Raw genomic sequence first — 15,680 nt, forward strand, 5'->3', positions numbered from 1 at the left:
GCGGTTCCAACCGCCCTCACCACTCACGACATGCCGAGGTAGGTGAGCACGGCCAGCACGCGGCGGTTCGTGTCGTCCGAAGCGGTGATGTCCAGCTTCGCGAAGATGTTGGCCGTGTGCTTGCCGACCGCTCCTTCGCTGAAGTGCAGCCGGGACGCGATCGCCGCGTTGGAGCAGCCTTCCGCCATCAGGGCCAGGACCTCGCGCTCGCGCGGGGTCAACGCCGTCAGCGGGTCGGAGGCGTTGCCGGCCACCAGTTTCGCGATCACCTCGGGGTCCATCACCGTGCCGCCCGCCGCGACCCGGCGGACGGCGTCGATGAACTGCTCGGCGTTGAACACGCGGTCCTTCAGCAGGTAGCCGATCGCGCCCGTGCCGTCGGCCAGCAGTTCGCGGGCGTACAGCTGCTCGACGTGCTGGGACAGCACCAGGACCGGCAGGCCGGGGACTTCCCGGCGGGCGGCCAGCGCGGCCTGCAGGCCCTCGTCGGTGTTCGTCGGCGGCATCCGCACGTCCACAATGGACACCTCGGGCCGGTGTTCGCGCAGGGCCGCCACGAGCTCGGGGCCGCTGGCGACCGCCGCGACGACGTCGAAGCCGTGTGCCGTCAACAGATGCGTCAGACCGTCTCGGAGGAGGTACTGGTCCTCGGCGACGAGGGTTCTTGGTCGAGCTGACACGGAATCTCCAGGGTCGCCTTCGTCGGGCCGCCCAACGGGCTGGTCAGCGTCAACCTACCGTCGAAGCCACCCAGCCGGCGCTCGATTCCGCGCAGTCCCGAACCGAGGGCCGTGTTCGCGCCGCCCGGGCCGTCGTCGGTCACCACCACCGTCAGCAGCCCGTCGGCGAACCCCACTTCGATCGTCACCCGTTTTGCGCCGTGCTTCGCCGCGTTGCCGAGCAGTTCGGACACCGCGAAGTACGTGCACGCCTCCACCGGCTCCTCGACGCGTCCCGGCAGCGAGCCGGTGACCTGCGCCTTCAGCGGGCTGTCCAGCGCCAGCGCGCGGACGGCGTCCAGCAGCCCGCGTTCGGACAGCACCGGCGGGTGGATGCCGCGGATCAGCGCCCGCAGCTCGGTGAGCGTCTCCGACGTCGCCGCGCGCAGTTCCGCCGTGAGCCGTTTCGCCGCCTCCGGGTCGGTGTCCACCAGTGCCTCGACCGCGCCCAGCTTCATGCCCATGGCGACCAGCCGCGACTGGACGCCGTCGTGCAGGTCGCGCTCGATCCGGCGCAGTTCCGCCGCTTGCGTGACCGTGACGTCGGAACGCGTCTGCTTCAGCCGTTCGACGCGCTGGGCCAGCTGGGCCGACTCGGTCGGCCCGAACCACACCCGCGCGAAGCGGGCCTGCTGACGGGCGAGCCACGGTGCCGGCGCCACGGCGATGACCAGCGCCAGCAGGATCAACGGCGTCTGCGTGAGCGCACCGAGGTGCGTCGACACCTCGGGCAGCGGGGACCACCGGACACGGGGCGACACGAACGGCCGCCACACCCAGAGCATCCAGAGGCCGGTCATGCCCCAGCCGAACAACACGAGCGCCGGCAACGAGCAGGCGAGCGACACGAGGGAGCTCAGTGCGCCGCCGGCCATGTCCCGCCAGGTGGCCCGGTCACCCAGGATCCACCGCGTGCGGGCGTTCTGGAGCGGCCAGATCATTTCTTCGTACAGCTGCCTGCCGACCTGGTAGAGCCCGTCGGCGCGGGGCAGCGGCAACCCGGGCGGCGGCTGGTACGGCCGCGGGATCCGCACCCCGGTCCAGTTTTCGGCTTCGCGGCGCAGGGTGTCGGTGATCGAGCGGCTCCACAGCACGACCCGGGGGGTCAGCGGCGTGGCACCGGCGACGACCACCAGCTGGACCACCGAAAAAACCAGCTGCACCACCGAAAGCGCGAGGATGCCGAACTGGTGGCCCAGCGCTTCGAGGTGCCGGTGCAGCCAGTTCCGGCGCCGCTCGGAGGAGGGGTGCGGCCCGAGCCACCAGCGCGTCCACCGGCCGTAGCCGCGCAGCACCCGCGGCCCGCCGAGCAGGACGGCCACCGGCAGCAGCAGCGTCACCAGCGGGTTCACCAGCTGCCAGCCGAACTCGCGGTTCGCCGCCGGGTCCTCCAGCGCCCAGGTGAGGCGGTGCTGCCAGCGCACCCAGAACGCCCGCTTGTAGAGCTGGTTGCCGTCGCGGTACCAGCCGTCGCGCTCGCGTACCGGTTCCGGCGGCTCGGGCCGGTACGGCGCTTCGACCTCGACGCCGCACCAGCGCGCGGCCAGCTTCCGCGCCACCGCCGACCGGCCGCGGGCCCATTCGATCGCGGGGCCGAGGAAGAAGACGAGCCCGCCGCAGAGCAGCACGAACGCGATCAGCTGAACGAGCACGTCGAACCAGCTGCGCACCGAGAACGCGGCCAGCGCGAACGCCCGGCCGACCGCACGCAGGTACGTCATCCGGCACCTCCTTCCCCCGGAATCATCGCCGGACGCACCCGCCCGCCGCACTGCCCGAAGCCCCACGAACGGGGTGGGCCCAGCCCCACCCCCGCTTCAGCAAAACGCTACCTGAGCTGGGGTTTCAGCGTCATTACCGAGGCGGCCGCCGGTTCGTAGCTTGATTCCCATGCCCCTCATCGAAGTCACCGACCTCCGCAAGCGCTACGGCACCCGGGTCGCGGTCGACGGCGTTTCCTTCAGCGTCGAGCGCGGCGAAATCTTCGGCATCCTCGGCACGAACGGCGCCGGGAAGACCACCACCGTCGAATGCCTCCAAGGACTCCGCCAGGCCGACAGCGGCACGATCTCCGTCCTCGGCCTGAACCCGGCGACCGAGCACGCGGCGCTGACCCGCCGCGTCGGCGTCCAGCTGCAGGAGAGCCAGCTGCCCGCGAAGCTGCGGGTGCGCGAAGCACTGGAGCTGTTCGCTTCCTTCTACTCCGAGCCGGCCGACATCGACATCCTGCTCGACCAGCTCGACCTGCGCGACCACGCCCGCAGCTCCTTCGGGAAGCTGTCCGGCGGCCAGAAGCAGCGCGTCTCGATCGCGCTGGCGCTGGTGGGCCGGCCCGAGCTGGCGATCCTCGACGAGCTGACCACCGGCCTCGACCCGCACGCCCGCCGCGAAACGTGGCGGCTCGTCGAAGGTGTCCGCGCCACCGGCGTCACGGTCCTGCTCGTCACCCACTTCATGGACGAAGCCGAGCGGCTCTGCGACCGCGTCGCGATCTTCGACGCCGGCCGCGTGGTCGCGACCGGCACCCCGACCGAACTCCGCGCCGCGGCCGGAGAATCCACTTTGGACGACGCGTTCGTCACGCTGACCAGGAGCGCCCGGTGAACACCTTCGCCAAGATCACCAGTACCGAAACGAAACTCCTCCTCCGCTCGCCCTTCATGGCCCTCGGCGCCCTGCTGCTGCCGTCGATCCTGCTGCTCGCCATCGGCGCCATCCCGGGCATGCGCGAGCCCCACGAGGCCGCGGGCGGGTACCGGCTCATCGACGCCTGGGTGCCGTCGCTGATCGTCATCAGCCTCGCGATGCTCGCGCTGCAGTCGATCCCGGCCGCCGTCGCCACCTACCGCGAGCAGGGCGTCCTGCGTCGGCTGGCCACGACCCCGGTGCACCCGGCCAACCTGCTGGGCGCGCAGCTGCTCATCCACGTCGCCGTCTCGCTGGCGGGCATCGCGCTCGTGCTGGGGCTGGGCAACGCCGTCTACGACGTGCCGCTGCCGGAACACCCGCTGTCGTTCGCGCTGACGTTGGTCCTCGGGGTCGTCGCGACGTTCGCGCTCGGCCTGATCGCGGCCGCGGTCGCCCGCACGTCCAAGGCCGCCACCTGGGTCGCGATGGTCGCTTACCTCCCGATCATGTTCTTCGGCGGTGTCTACCTGCCGCGGCCGTTCCTGCCGGAGGTCCTCCGCCGGATCGGCGACTACGTGCCGCCGGGTTCACAGGCGCTGCAGGACGCGTGGGTCGGCACCGGCGTGCAGCCGCTCCAGCTGGCCGCGCTCGCCGGCTTCGCGGTGCTCGGCACGGCGCTCGCGGCCCGGTTGTTCCGGTGGGAGTGAGCCTTCCGCCAAAGTGGTGATGATCATCGTTTTCTCTTGTGGCCGGGCCACCCGGCCGGTAGCCAAGAGGGTGGCCCTGCTCAAACTGGAGGTTCGATGTCCCTGGACGTGTCACCCGCGTTGCTGGAGAAGGCCGAGCGCGGGGAGGTCACCGACGCCGAGTTCGTCACTTGCGTCAAGGAATCCCTGCCGTACGCCTGGGAGGTCATCACCGGCGTCATCGCCGACGCCGAGGGCGCGGCGGACGGTTTCGCCGACAACGAGACGCCGCCGCCGAGCGAGGCCGCCCGCGGGCAGCTGCTGCGGGCACTGGCCTCGGACGCGATCCGCGGCGGCCTCGAGCGCCACTTCGGCGTCAAGCTGGCGTTCCAGAACTGCCACCGGGTCGCCGTGTTCAAGCAGTCCGAGCTGGACGGTGACCGCTACCGCGCGTTCGTCTCGCCGCGCGGCCAGCTGCTCAACCAGAGCCCGGAACTGCGGGACTGCTAGCCCGCAGCGCGGGCAGCACCTCGGCGCCGATCCGCGCGATGTTCTCGAACGTGCCCTCCGGCGTACCCGACGCTTCCACGAGCATCAGCACGTGGGAGACGCCGGTGCGCCGGAGGCTCGTTTCCAGCGTCCGGACGCAGTGCGCGGCGTCGCCGACCGGGTGGATGGCGCAGAGCCGTTCGGTGTACTCCCCCGGATCCCGGCCGGGGCCGGGCCGCCCGTCGACCGTGACGTGCGCGCCGAGCCCGTCCGCCAGCCAGCCCGGCAGCGCTTTGCGGACCACCTCGGCGTCCCCCACCTGGCAGAGCACGGTGGAGACGTGGTTCGCGGGCTTCCCGTAGGCCGCGACGGTTTCCGCTTTCTCGTGGTCGTCGGCGTGCAGGCCGAGCAGCAGGGGCAGGTTCCGTTCGGCGGCCAGCCGCACGGCGTCCGACGCCGGTCCCCCGCACGCGACGACGACGTCCGGCCGCCGTTCCGGCTCGGGCACCACCGGCACCTCCCGGAAGGCGAAGTGCCGCCCCCGGGCTCCGACGCGGCCGGTGGTGGCGCGCAGGAAGACGTCGAGGGTCTCCTCGAAGCCGGTCTCGAACCGGTCCAGCCCGGTGCCGAAGACCTCCAGGTCCTGCCACGGTCCGCCCCGGCCGACGCCGAGCCGCAGCCGTCCCCCGGAGACGGCGTCGAGCATCGCCCACTGCTCGGCCAGCGCGACGGGGTGCGTGGTCGACAGGACGCTGACGGCGGTCCCGACCCCGATCCGCGACGTCCGCCCGAGCACGTGCGCGGCGAGGGTGATCGCGGACGGGCAAACGCCGTAGGGCATGAAGTGGTGCTCGGCGAACCAGACGTCGTCGAAGCCGGCCGCTTCGGCCAGCTCGGCGGCGCGGACCGACCGGCGGAGGACGTCGGCGTCCGCCTGACCGGGGAAACGGCCGCTGACCAGGAAGACGCCGAACCTCACGTACCGAGCCCGGTCAGCAGCCGGGCCGTCGGCAGGCCGCTCTCGAGGTACTGCACGAAGAGCTGGTTGTGCAACGCCCACGGCGAACGCCGGCGGCGGATGAGCTCGATCGCTTCGGGCACGCCGAGACCGAGTTCCACGAGCGTCCAGGCGACGACCAGACCGGACCGGTTGAGCCCGGCGTGACAGCGCACCAGCGTCCGGCGGCCCGCGCGGACCGCCTCGGCCGCGAGCCCGGCGAAGCGTTCGACCTCGCCGATCTGCGCCTGGGTCAGCGGTCCGTCCGGCATTTCGGCGAAGTGGTGCTCGACGCCGGGTGGTGGTCCGTGGCCGTCGAGCTCGTAGAGGCTCAGCACGAGGTCGAACTCGCGCCCGACCACGACCGGCTCCGCACCCGCCCTGACGTGCCCGCCCATCCACAGGCCCGGCCGGATCTCGTTCCAGGACTCCTCCGGCGGCCGGTTGTCCCGGTCCTTCTGGCGTGTTTTCACGGCGTCCCCTCTCCCGAGAGGGAAAACGGGCCGCACGCCCGGCGGGTTCCGGCTCAGTTGACCGCGACCTCGTTGAACCACAGGCGGGGCTCCAGCCACGGGAACACCACGAACATCAGCAGCGCGACCACGCCCAGCACCAGCACGACCGCGATCGTCAGCTTCGCCGCGAACGGGCCGGGGAGCTTGCGCCAGATCCAGGCGTACATCAGGACTCCCCGATCTTCGAAAGCAGGTCGCCGTAGTCCTTGACCTGGTTCTTCGGCACCTGCTGGGTGAGCACCGAGGTGATGATGAGCCGCTCCCGGGCGGAGAACTGGGGGTGGCACGTCGTGAGCGTGAGCAGGGCGGCCTGCTGGGCCTTGGGCAGGACGTCCGCGTCCTTGTACGGGACCGGGTTCACCGCGGTGCCCTGGCTGGGCAGCACGACCTTGCGGCCGAAGGTCTCGCTGTACGCGCCGCCGTCTTCGGCGCCGCCGTCGCGCAGGGTCGAGACGCCCTTGCACTTCGGGTCGGCGCCCTTGCCCGCGGCCCAGTCCTTCACCTCGTCGTCGTAGGGCAGGACCTTGTAGATGTAGAAGTCGGCGGAGGTCTCGATCACGATCTGGTCACAGGAGGAGAGGTTGTCCAGGTCGTTGAACGGGGCGCCCTTGCCGACGCGGTGGCCGGCCACGGCGAAGTTGCCCGGTTCGCCGGGCAGCGCCGTGCCCTTGTAGTGGCCGGGGCCGACCTCGAGGGCCGCGTCGTCGGTGCCCTCCTGGATGGTGAAGTTGTAGTCGACGCCGAAGCTGGGGATGTGGATGCGGGCGAACGCCTTGCCGTCGATCAGCTCGGGGTGCAGCGTGCGGTCGTGCGCCCACTCGCCGTCGAGCTGGTCGCTCGCCTCGGACTGCTTGCCCGCCGAGAACAGGTCGGTCACGTACAGCTCGTAGACCATGAACAGCAGCACGACCAGGCCCAGCGTGATGAGGACCTCGCCGGCGGTCCGGATCGCGACGCCGCCCTTGCCGAGCGGGGCCGCGGCGGGCTTCTCCTTGGTCGCCGTGCCCCCCTTCCCGACCGGGGCGAAGACGACGGTCTCCTCGTTCGCGCCGGGCGGCGGGGGCGGGCTGGTGTAGCGGCGGGGCGGCGGCCCCTGCGGCCGCCGGGGCGGCTGGCCATGGGGACCGGGCTGGTGACCGGGCTGGGGCGGGCGGGGCGGCACCTGGCCGCGCGGAGGCGTGGCGGGACGTCGTGGGGGCATCGGCGGGCGGCCGGGGTATCTGCGCCGGTCGTCATCCGGTCCTTCGCGCGTAGCCACGCAAGCTCCTCTCAAGCCGCGTCGAACCCTGGGTGACCCCGTTGTCACGGTCCGGGAAATCCGACCACTCCTGGCCGCTGCTTTCCTGCGGTCGTTTACGTTAACGTGTGCACGTGGCGCTGGTTGCGCACCCTCAGCGGGACATCGCCACCAGACGAGCCCGAAGAGCACCGCGAGGAACACACGATGCCCAAGTCCAAGGTCCGCAAGAAGACGGCGTACACCCCGCCCGCCGACCGGCGCACGCCGGTGAAGGTGCGGGCGGCCGGCCCCACCGGCCTCGCCTGGAAGATCCCGATGTTCGGGCTGATGCTGCTCGGCCTGGTGTGGCTGCTGGTCAACTACATCGCCGGGGACAAGATCTCCTGGATGGCCGACCTGGGGAACTGGAACTTCGCCGGCGGGTTCGCGCTGATGATCGCGGGTCTGCTCATGACGATGCGCTGGCGCTGATTATTACCCCGTTCGGCGGCTTGACGTCGAATTACAGCGGTGTGACTCATCCCCAGTGTGGATAACCCCTGTGGATAACTACCCCACCTCCTGGGCGCCCCGGCCGGCCGTTGTGGTATCGGCGTGGGCGGTCACCGCGCTGTTGCTGGTCGGCGTGGTGGCCGAAGCGCTGACCGGCGACCGCGGCGGGCTGGTGCTGTTCGCCCTGGCGGCCGTCGCGGTCGGCGCGTACGCCGGGCACGCCACCTTCGTCCGGCCGCGGCTGGCCGCCGACGCCGAGGGCCTGGTGGCCCGGACGCTGCACGGCACGCACCGGCTGCCGTGGGCGCACACGCGCACCCGGCTGCGCACCACCAGACGGCTCGGCCGCGACGGCGTCACGCTCGAAATCGAGCACGACGAGCAGCTGTACGTCTTCGGGTGGCTCGACCTCGGCGAGGACCCGCGGGACGTCCTGGACGTCCTCAGCACGCTGCGAAGCTAGACGCAGGTGTAGTACAGGCCCTCGCGGTACTGGAGGAACTCGCAGGCCGACGCGGGGGGAGCCTGCGCTCCCCGGTAGGCCATCAGGCCGACGAGCGCGACGGTGATGATCCCGATGCCGATCGCCTGCCACCGCGCCTGGTTCACCTGCGGGGCGTAGAGCAGCGCGACGGTGACCAGTGCGCCGGTCACCAGCCCGCCGATGTGGCCGAAGATCGAGATGTTCTGGATGCCGAAGGTGATGAACGCGTTCAGCGCGAGCGTGATGATCAGGCCCGTGGGGTTCAGGCGCAGCTTCAGCACCGTGACCCCGTACGCGCCCATCAGGCCGAACAGCGCCCCGGACGCGCCCACCGTGCCCGGGGGGAGGTCGCGGGAGGTGTCGAACAGCAGCACGGCCGTGGACGCACCGAGCATGGAGACGAAGTAGAGCGCGAGGTAGCGGCCTCGCCCGCCGACCTGTTCGAGCGAGCGGCCCATCATCCACAGCGAGAACATGTTGACCGCGAGGTGGAGCGGCCCGTAGTGCAGGAACCCGTTGGTCAGGACGCGCCACCACTCGCTGTGGCCCATGGTCGCGGCGCGGTAGAGGGCGCCGTGCTGGAGGATCGACGACTGGTCGTTGCCGTTGAGGCTCTGGGCCTGGACGACCGTGACGAGGAAGACCAGGACGTTCACCGCGAGGATGACCTGGGTGACGAGCACCGACTGGGAGAAGCGCGCCCCGAAGACCGTCCGCTGGCCTAGGCCGGCTTCCTGGTAGCCGCGGTGCTGACGGCGTTGCTGCTGGTTGCCGGCGTGCACGCAGTCGGTGCACTGGAAGCCGACGGGGGCCTCGCGGAGGCAATCCGGGCACGCCGGACGCCCGCACCGGGAACAGCTCAGTCCGGTCGGGCGGTTCGGGTGCCACCAGCACCCGGGCAGCGCGGCTTGCTCGGCGGCGGGGTTCGGCGGTTGGTTCACGATGTCACCAACCTACCGAAACCCGCGCCAGGGAGCCGTCAGTGCTCGATGGTGACCTTTTCGATGACGATGTCGGTCAGCGGGCGGTCCGCCGGGCCGGTCGACGTGCGCGCGATCGCGTCGACGACGGTGCGCGACTCCTGGTCGGCCACCTCGCCGAAGATCGTGTGCCGGAAGTTCAGGTGGGTGGTCGGCGCCACGGTGATGAAGAACTGCGAGCCGTTGGTGCCGGGCCCGGCGTTGGCCATGGCCAGCAGGTACGGCTTGCTGAACTGCAGCTCCGGGTGGAACTCGTCGCCGAACTTGTAGCCGGGGCCGCCGCGGCCGGTGCCGGTCGGGTCGCCGCCCTGCAGCATGAAGCCGTCGATGACCCGGTGGAAGATCGAACCGTCGTAGAACGGGCCGGAGTTCGTGCCCGCCGCGTTCGGCTGGGTGTACTCCTTGGTGCCCTCCGCGAGCCCGACGAAGTTCGCCACCGTCTTGGGCGCGTGGTCCGGGAACAGGTTCAGGTGGATGTCACCCTGGTTGGTGTGCAGCGTAGCTTTCACGGACCTCATCGTGCCATCTGCGGCGCGACTCCGGAAAAAGGGGCACGATAGGTTACGGGTAACAGAGCAGTGTCAAAACGAATGATGAGGTGAAGCCCATGTCCCGGGCGACAGCCCAGGCCGTCGAGACCGCCGACAAACTCGTCACCGAGGGTGTCAAGCAGGGGCGGCGCGCGCAGAAGAAGCTCGCGAAGAAGACGGAACTGACCCGCAAGGAGCTCAAGAAGAGCTCGAAGGCCGCTCGCCAGGAGGCGCTCGCGCGCCTGTCCGAGCTGCGCAAGCCGGGTCGCAAGGCGAAGAAGGCCGCCATCAAGGCCGCGAAGGCGGCCGGCGAGTCGAAGCGCCGCGGCAAGAAGGACTTCAAGGCGGCGAAGAAGGACTTCTACGCCGCGCTGTCCGAGGCCAAGTCGGCCGCCAAGGGCACCCGCAGCCGCCGCAAGTGGCCGTGGCTGCTGGGCCTGGTCGTGGTCGGCGCCGGTGCCGCCTACGCCCTCCGCTCGAAGCAGGAGCCGCCGGTCGCCCCCGCGCCGCCGAAGGCCACCCCGCCCGCGCCGAAGCCCGCCGAAGCGGCGAAGCCGACCCCGCAGGCCAACGGCAAGGCGCCGTCGACGGCGCCCGCCGAAAAGAAGAACTGAACAGGACACGAAGAGGCCCCCGGAGGTGCGACCGGGGGCCTCTTCAGTCTTGCGTTCTTGCAGCTTGATCAGACGGCAGCGGCGTGCTTGTCGATCAGCTGGCCCAGACGCGGCAGCGCCTCCTCGACGTTCTTCTTGCCGTTCGGGCGCAGCTTCGAGTAGACCTTCTTGATGCTGTCGCGGCTGCTCTTCTCCGCGCGCGAGTCGGTCACGCTCAGCAGCGCGTCGGAAGCCTCGTCCGAGCGGCTGGACAGGTAGGCGCCGAAGTCGTTGCCGCCCTTGGCCTTGTAGTCGCCGTAGAACGGCTCGAGCGCGGAGGCGAAGTCCGGCAGCAGCGTGTCGACGGCCGAGGGGATGATGCCCGGCTTGATCTTCTTGACCGCGGCGAAGCCGGTCTTCACGACGGCACCCGAAACGCCGCCCTTGTCCGAGACCTCGGCGTCCACGAGGGTCTCGAAGTCGGAGACGACAGCCGGGCGACGGCTGGAGTCGAGCAGGATTTCCTTGAGGGTGTCAGCCACGAATCTTGTCCTTTGTCTTTGCAGAGTTGGTGCCCCGCCCCGGGGTGGGGATCCCCGGTGGCTGCGGTGCGCGAGTCCACGAAGCCTGCGCGTGACGCACAGGGTAATACAAGATCAACATCACTCACCCGTGTGGAGGTCGCTACCTAGAGCTTAAGGGCAGCGATAACCTTCTTGACCACCGTGCGTGCCTTCACGCTCTGCTTCTGGTTCGTGGACGCGATGACCGCCGCCGTCCCCTTCGCGACCGCGTAGACAGCGCCGTCGTCGGTCGACAAATAGCCCCCCTTCCAGCCGGAAGGGTCGCTCGCCGGGTTGGACGAGTCCAGCGGCGCCGCCTGGTTGACCAGCGCCGTCGCCGTCTTCGCGTCCCCGACGTAGACACGGACGGTGAGCTGGACCTTCCCGTCCGGGCGGTAGAAGAAGCATGCCGGGTGCGGCTGGTCGGCGGACACGCGCACCTTCGACACGTGCTGGCCGTTCGCCTCGGCGACGACCTCGCTGTCGAGGTACGGGCAGTCCCCGGTCGCGCCCGGCTGGGGGTCCGGGGGCAGGCCGCCGGCGTTGCTGGAGTTCGCCGACGCCGACGGCGGGCTGGGCGCCGCGGTGCCGGTCACGGTGGTGGTGCCGCAGCCGGCCAGCAGAGCCACGGCGGGCGCGAGAAGTACGAGTCGTCGCATAGCGCGGACAGTCAACCACGAAGCATGTGTGAAAACCGCTGGCTGACGACGGCGTGACCGCCGGACGTGCGACGATGGCCGCATGCTCACCCCCGAGCAGTACCTCGGCGCGATGGCCGAGCGCATCCAGCGGGCCGGCGGCCGGCTGAACACCGTGCCGATCGGTCCCGCCACGGCCGTCGTCGGGCTGTTCACCGAGTCGGTCATGCTCTCGACGATGAACTACTGCGTGGTCGCCGCCGCCGTCCCGGAGGTCACCGCCGCGGCGCTGTACGACTTCACCGGCCGCGCCACGCAGCACGCCCGCGCGAACATGGTCGGCACCATGGGCTTGACCGCGGCGTCGGTCGTCATCGCCGGGCTCGTCGGCGGCCGCGTGTACCCGGATGCCGCGCAGGCCGCGTCGGCGAAGTCGGGCAACCAGTTCGGCGGCGAGACGCGGATGGTCGCCGTCGACCTGTCGGCCGGGCAGATGTACGCGTTCGTCGGCGGCAAGTTCTGGGGCGCCGCGGTGCAGGGTTCGGTCAACGCCAAGCTGACGTACTGCTTCCCGCAGCCCGCCGAGGTCTACCAGCAGGTGCAGTGGCAGCAGGCCCAGCAGCAGTACCCCGGTCAGCAGCCGCCGATGGCCGCGTCGGCGCCGCAGGTGCCGCCCCCGCCGTACGCCTGCCCGGCCGGTCCGCAGCCGCCGGTCTACCCACCACCGGGGCACGCGCCGCAGCAGGGTCCGTACGGTTACTGACATGGTGCAGTTGCGCGGCTGGCCGTCGTTCCCCGAAGAACTCCCCGGGTTCACGCCGGAAACGGCGCCACCGGACCCGCAGGCGCTGTTCCTCGAGTGGCTGACCGAAGCCGGTGAGCACGTGCTGGCGCCGCACGCCGTCACGCTGTCCACAGTGGATGCCGACGGCGCGCCGGACGCGCGCGTGGTGATCCTCAAGGACGTCGGCCCGGCCGGCTGGGCGGTCGCGACCAGTTCGGAAAGCCCGAAAGGCCTGCAGTTGCGCAAGGATCCGCGGGCGGCGCTGACGTTCTTCTGGCCCGGCCGCGGCCGCCAGGTCCGGCTGCGCGGCCCGGTCTCCCCCGCCGCACCCGAGGTGTCCGCGGCGGACTTCCTGGCCCGGCCGCCGGCGTCCCGCGTCGAGGCGTTCGTCGGGCACCAGTCGCAGGTCCTGCACGACCCGGCGGATCTCGACGCGGCGGCCGCCCAGGCGCGGCGCTGGGTCGAGGAGAACCCGGACGTGGCTCCGGAAACCTGGACGCGGTACCTCGTCGACCCGGACGAGGTCGAGTTCTGGCAGGCCAGCCACGACCGGCGGCACGTGCGGCTGCGGTACCGGAAGTCCGGCGGCGGCTGGGTTCGCGAACGCCTCTGGCCCTGACGGCCGCCCTTTCGGGGGTATGCGGGTTCCGCGCCGGTGTGCGCATGATGCCCGCATGCGCTCGAAGATGCTGACCGCCGGGCTGGTCCTGGCGCTGACCGCCGCACTCGGGGGTGTGGCCGCCGCCGACGCGCGTCCTGGGGAACGACCGGAGCTGACGGACCCGCACCCGTGCCCGGGCCAGCCGGGCTTCACGTGCTCGACCCTGACCGTGCCGCTCGACCACACCGGCCGCGTGCCGGGCACCCTCGGGCTGCCCGTGGCGACCGCGGACAACGTGACGGCGCCCAAGGGCGTGCTGCTGTTCCTGACCGGCGGCCCCGGACAGGGCGGCGTCGGCACCATCACGCGGATCGCCACCCAGCGGCTGCCGGAAGTCGCCAAGGACTACCGGATCGTCATGCTGGACCAGCGCGGCACCGGGCCGTCGGGGGCGTTGCGGTGCCCCGGGCTGCAGGCCGAGACGGGCAGTTCGGACATCGCCACCCCGTCGGCCGGCGCGGTGCGGGAGTGCGCCCGCCTCCTCGGCGACACGGCACCGCTGTATTCGACCGACCAGAGCGTGGCGGACTTCGACCAGCTCCGGCAGGCGCTGGACGTGCCGAAGCTGGTCGTCGACGGCGTCTCGTACGGCTCGTTCACGGCGGCCCGGTACGCGATCGCGCACCCGGACCACGTCAGCAAGGTCATCCTCGATTCGGTGCTGCCCCACCACACAACGGCGTCGGCCTCGCTCTACCTGACGGGCCTGACGGCGGAGGCGCGCGTGCTACGCGAGGCGTGCGCGGTGGCCCCGGCCTGCGGCTTCGACCCGGCCGAGGACCTGGCCTGGGTGGTCCGCCACCGCGGCACGGCGGACGGGGTGCGGATCTTCGACACGATCGTCTCGTACGAGTTCGCCGATCCGACCTACCGCAACCCGGCGGCGGGCGACATCATCGGCGCCCTGCACGAAGCCCGCGGCGGCGCCCCGGCCCGCCTCGACGGGCTGCTGGAGGCGTACCGGTCCGGCGGCGACGACCCGGCGGCGTTCAGCGCCGGCCTCCACGCGGCGACGCTGTGCGCGGACGGGCGGTTCCCGTGGGGTTCCGCCGCGACCCCGCTCGCGCTTCGCCGTCCCCTGCTGTCCCTGACCTCCCACACGCTTCCGCCGTCGGCGACCTGGCCGTACACGTCCGGGGTGGCCACGCAGCAGGGATTCATCCAGACCTGCCTGCCGTGGCCGGCCGAGCGCCCGGGGTCGAACCCGTCTTCGCGGTTGCCGGACGTCCCGGTCCTGCTGCTCAACGGCGACCGGGACCTGTCGACGCCGCTGGAGTGGGCGCGCGAGGAAGCGGCCCAGGCCCCACGCGGGCAGCTGGTGGTCGTGCCGGGCGAGTCGCACTCGATCCAGAACCGCGAGCGCGGCCACGCGGGGCGGGACGCGGTGCTCAGCTTCCTGCGGTCCACGTGACCGGCAGCTCGTGCACGCCGTAGATGTTCATGTCCGTGCGCAGCTTCACCTCTTCGGCCGGCACCGCCAGCGCCAGGGTCGGGAAGCGGCGCAGCAGGCCTTCGAACCCGGCGCGCATCTCGATGCGGGCCAGCTGCTGGCCCAGGCACTGGTGGACGCCGTGCCCGAAGGACAGGAGGCCACGGGCGTTGCGGCGGATGTCCAGCGTGTCCGGGTTCTCGAAGCGCCGCGGGTCGTGGTTGGCGGCCAGCAGCGAGACCACGACCGTCGAGCCCTTGGTGATCGTCTCGCCGCCGAGTTCGAGGTCCTCCGTGGCGTAGCGGAAGAAGATGTCGGCCACGGACAGGTAGCGCAGCAGTTCCTCCACGGCGCCGGGCAGCAGTTGCGCGTCGGCGCTCAGTTCGGCGCGCTGCTCGGGGTGCTCCAGGAGCGCGAACGTGCCCAGGGACAGCATGTTGGCCGTCGTCTCGTGGCCCGCGAGGAGCAGCAGGAACGCCGCGCCGGTCAGCTCTTCGATGGTCAGGTCGTCGTGGCGGGCCAGGTCGGACAGGATGTCCTCGCCGGGCTCGGCCCGCTTGGTCGTGACCAGTTCGGACAGGTAGGTGTTCAGCGCGAGGTACGCGCCCATCTTCTCCTCGAGCGTCTGCTCGCGGACCATGAACTGCGCCGAGTCGGCCTGGAAGGTGTTCCGGTCCGCGTAGGGCACGCCGAGCAGTTCGCAGATCACCAGCGACGGCACCGGGAGCGCGAACTCCTTGACCAGGTCGACCGGCGGGGCCAGCGTCGCCAGGTGGTCCAGCTGCCGCTCGACGATGGCGGCGATGTGCTCCTCCAGCTGCTTCATCCGCTTGACGGTGAACGCGCCGGTGAGCTTGCGGCGCAGCCGGCTGTGGTCCGGCGGGTCCATCGCGATGAACATGCCCGGGAGCTGCGGGGACGGCTCGGTCGCGGCCGGCATGCCGGTCTCGTACGGCACGTGGATGACGTCGAGGTCCAGGCGGGAGCTGAACCGCGTGTCGGCCATCATCTGCCGGACCTCTTCGTAGCCGGTGACGAGCCAGCCTTCGTGCCCGTCGGGGAACACCAGCGGGCTGACCGGGCGGGCGTCGCGCAGCCGGGTGAGCGCGCTCGGCGGGTCGAAGGGGCCCGCGTCGCGGTCCATGGGGAGTCCGTGCGGGACGTCGGCGGTCTGGCTCATCGGCTTTCCTTTCGTGGGGTGTGCCGACGACGATCGCCGAGCGGGCTGACACGGGCCTGACACGCCTCGGAC

General features: G+C 71.2%; 20 protein-coding genes. 9 read left to right on the forward strand and 11 right to left on the reverse strand.

Annotation, left to right across the window (positions count from 1 at the left end; all coding sequences use genetic code 11):
* Nucleotides 1-23: 23 nt before the first annotated feature.
* The gene (locus DV20_RS32880; RefSeq protein WP_043787009.1) at nt 24-680 is read right to left on the reverse strand and encodes a response regulator; all 657 of its coding nucleotides are present in this window, start codon (nt 678-680) and stop codon (nt 24-26) included.
* Complete coding sequence (locus tag DV20_RS32885; protein WP_043787010.1) at nt 620-2,440, reverse strand: sensor histidine kinase; 1,821 nt, start codon at nt 2,438-2,440, stop codon at nt 620-622. The genes DV20_RS32880 and DV20_RS32885 overlap by 61 nt, the downstream gene beginning before the upstream one ends.
* A 169-nt stretch (nt 2,441-2,609) precedes the next feature.
* Here DV20_RS32885 and DV20_RS32890 point away from each other — a divergent pair, with 169 nt between their 5' ends.
* The 3 genes from DV20_RS32890 to DV20_RS32900 all read left to right on the forward strand — a co-directional run bounded on the left by DV20_RS32890 (nt 2,610) and on the right by DV20_RS32900 (nt 4,543).
* Entirely contained in the window at nt 2,610-3,323 is a 714-nt protein-coding gene (locus DV20_RS32890) for an ABC transporter ATP-binding protein (RefSeq protein WP_043787011.1), read from the forward strand.
* Nucleotides 3,320-4,054 (forward strand): ABC transporter permease, encoded by a 735-nt coding sequence (locus DV20_RS32895; protein WP_043787013.1) that lies wholly within the window; start codon nt 3,320-3,322, stop codon nt 4,052-4,054. The genes DV20_RS32890 and DV20_RS32895 overlap by 4 nt, the downstream gene beginning before the upstream one ends.
* Before the next feature lie 96 nt (nt 4,055-4,150).
* Nucleotides 4,151-4,543 (forward strand): SCO5389 family protein, encoded by a 393-nt coding sequence (locus DV20_RS32900; protein WP_043787014.1) that lies wholly within the window; start codon nt 4,151-4,153, stop codon nt 4,541-4,543.
* Here the strand turns inward: DV20_RS32900 and DV20_RS32905 are convergent.
* From DV20_RS32905 to DV20_RS32920, 4 genes are read right to left on the reverse strand one after another with little or no spacing between them, the layout of a single operon-like run.
* The gene (locus DV20_RS32905) at nt 4,512-5,501 is read right to left on the reverse strand and encodes an LLM class flavin-dependent oxidoreductase (protein WP_043787016.1); all 990 of its coding nucleotides are present in this window, start codon (nt 5,499-5,501) and stop codon (nt 4,512-4,514) included. The genes DV20_RS32900 and DV20_RS32905 overlap by 32 nt on opposite strands.
* The gene (locus DV20_RS32910; RefSeq protein ID WP_043787018.1) at nt 5,498-5,992 is read right to left on the reverse strand and encodes a protein-tyrosine phosphatase family protein; all 495 of its coding nucleotides are present in this window, start codon (nt 5,990-5,992) and stop codon (nt 5,498-5,500) included. Before DV20_RS32910 ends, DV20_RS32905 begins: the two co-directional genes overlap by 4 nt.
* A gap of 53 nt (nt 5,993-6,045) precedes the next feature.
* Nucleotides 6,046-6,201, reverse strand: a complete 156-nt coding sequence (locus DV20_RS32915; RefSeq protein WP_043787019.1) for a hypothetical protein — start codon at nt 6,199-6,201, stop codon at nt 6,046-6,048.
* On the reverse strand, nt 6,201-7,235 hold the full coding sequence (locus DV20_RS32920) for a class E sortase (RefSeq protein WP_043787020.1): 1,035 nt from the start codon (nt 7,233-7,235) through the stop codon (nt 6,201-6,203). The genes DV20_RS32915 and DV20_RS32920 overlap by 1 nt, the downstream gene beginning before the upstream one ends.
* A 243-nt stretch (nt 7,236-7,478) precedes the next feature.
* Between DV20_RS32920 and crgA the strand changes: the two genes are divergently transcribed.
* A complete protein-coding gene (gene crgA, locus DV20_RS32925) occupies nt 7,479-7,745 on the forward strand; it encodes a cell division protein CrgA (protein WP_043787021.1) in 267 nt (88 codons plus the stop codon).
* Nucleotides 7,746-7,815: 70 nt separating this feature from the next.
* Nucleotides 7,816-8,229 (forward strand): PH domain-containing protein, encoded by a 414-nt coding sequence (locus tag DV20_RS32930; protein WP_043787022.1) that lies wholly within the window; start codon nt 7,816-7,818, stop codon nt 8,227-8,229.
* Here DV20_RS32930 and DV20_RS32935 read toward each other — a convergent pair.
* Nucleotides 8,226-9,191, reverse strand: coding sequence for a rhomboid family intramembrane serine protease (locus DV20_RS32935; RefSeq protein WP_200876549.1), 966 nt, complete (start codon nt 9,189-9,191; stop codon nt 8,226-8,228). The two genes, DV20_RS32930 and DV20_RS32935, sit on opposite strands and share 4 nt — an antisense overlap.
* A 38-nt stretch (nt 9,192-9,229) precedes the next feature.
* Nucleotides 9,230-9,748 carry a peptidylprolyl isomerase gene (locus DV20_RS32940; protein WP_051736233.1) on the reverse strand — a complete coding sequence of 173 codons (519 nt, stop codon included), beginning with the start codon at nt 9,746-9,748 and terminating at the stop codon, nt 9,230-9,232.
* 89 nt (nt 9,749-9,837) lie between these two features.
* Between DV20_RS32940 and DV20_RS32945 the strand changes: the two genes are divergently transcribed.
* Nucleotides 9,838-10,374: a hypothetical protein gene (locus DV20_RS32945; protein ID WP_043787024.1), complete on the forward strand. Its 537-nt coding sequence runs from the start codon at nt 9,838-9,840 to the stop codon at nt 10,372-10,374.
* 68 nt (nt 10,375-10,442) lie between these two features.
* Here the strand turns inward: DV20_RS32945 and DV20_RS32950 are convergent, their stop codons facing one another.
* Nucleotides 10,443-10,895 carry a DUF6918 family protein gene (locus DV20_RS32950; RefSeq protein ID WP_043787025.1) on the reverse strand — a complete coding sequence of 151 codons (453 nt, stop codon included), beginning with the start codon at nt 10,893-10,895 and terminating at the stop codon, nt 10,443-10,445.
* A gap of 146 nt (nt 10,896-11,041) precedes the next feature.
* The gene (locus DV20_RS32955) at nt 11,042-11,575 is read right to left on the reverse strand and encodes a DUF2020 domain-containing protein (RefSeq protein WP_200876550.1); all 534 of its coding nucleotides are present in this window, start codon (nt 11,573-11,575) and stop codon (nt 11,042-11,044) included.
* Between the two features lie 82 nt (nt 11,576-11,657).
* On the opposite strand from DV20_RS32955, the gene DV20_RS32960 reads away from it, so the two are divergent.
* Genes DV20_RS32960 through DV20_RS32970 form a run of 3 tightly spaced genes read left to right on the forward strand, consistent with a single transcriptional unit; the run spans nt 11,658 to nt 14,410 of the window.
* Nucleotides 11,658-12,317, forward strand: coding sequence for a hypothetical protein (locus tag DV20_RS32960; protein ID WP_043787027.1), 660 nt, complete (start codon nt 11,658-11,660; stop codon nt 12,315-12,317).
* A 1-nt stretch (nt 12,318) separates the two neighbouring features.
* The gene (locus tag DV20_RS32965) at nt 12,319-12,957 is read left to right on the forward strand and encodes a pyridoxine/pyridoxamine 5'-phosphate oxidase (RefSeq protein WP_043787028.1); all 639 of its coding nucleotides are present in this window, start codon (nt 12,319-12,321) and stop codon (nt 12,955-12,957) included.
* Nucleotides 12,958-13,012: 55 nt separating this feature from the next.
* Nucleotides 13,013-14,410, forward strand: a complete 1,398-nt coding sequence (locus tag DV20_RS32970) for an alpha/beta fold hydrolase (protein ID WP_043787030.1) — start codon at nt 13,013-13,015, stop codon at nt 14,408-14,410.
* On the opposite strand, the gene DV20_RS32975 is transcribed toward DV20_RS32970, so the two are convergent.
* On the reverse strand, nt 14,388-15,608 hold the full coding sequence (locus DV20_RS32975) for a cytochrome P450 (RefSeq protein WP_043787032.1): 1,221 nt from the start codon (nt 15,606-15,608) through the stop codon (nt 14,388-14,390). The two genes, DV20_RS32970 and DV20_RS32975, sit on opposite strands and share 23 nt — an antisense overlap.
* Between the last annotated feature and the right edge of the window lie 72 nt (nt 15,609-15,680).

The sequence above is a fragment of the Amycolatopsis rifamycinica genome (assembly GCF_000695625.1).
GTDB classification, from domain to species: domain Bacteria; phylum Actinomycetota; class Actinomycetes; order Mycobacteriales; family Pseudonocardiaceae; genus Amycolatopsis; species Amycolatopsis rifamycinica.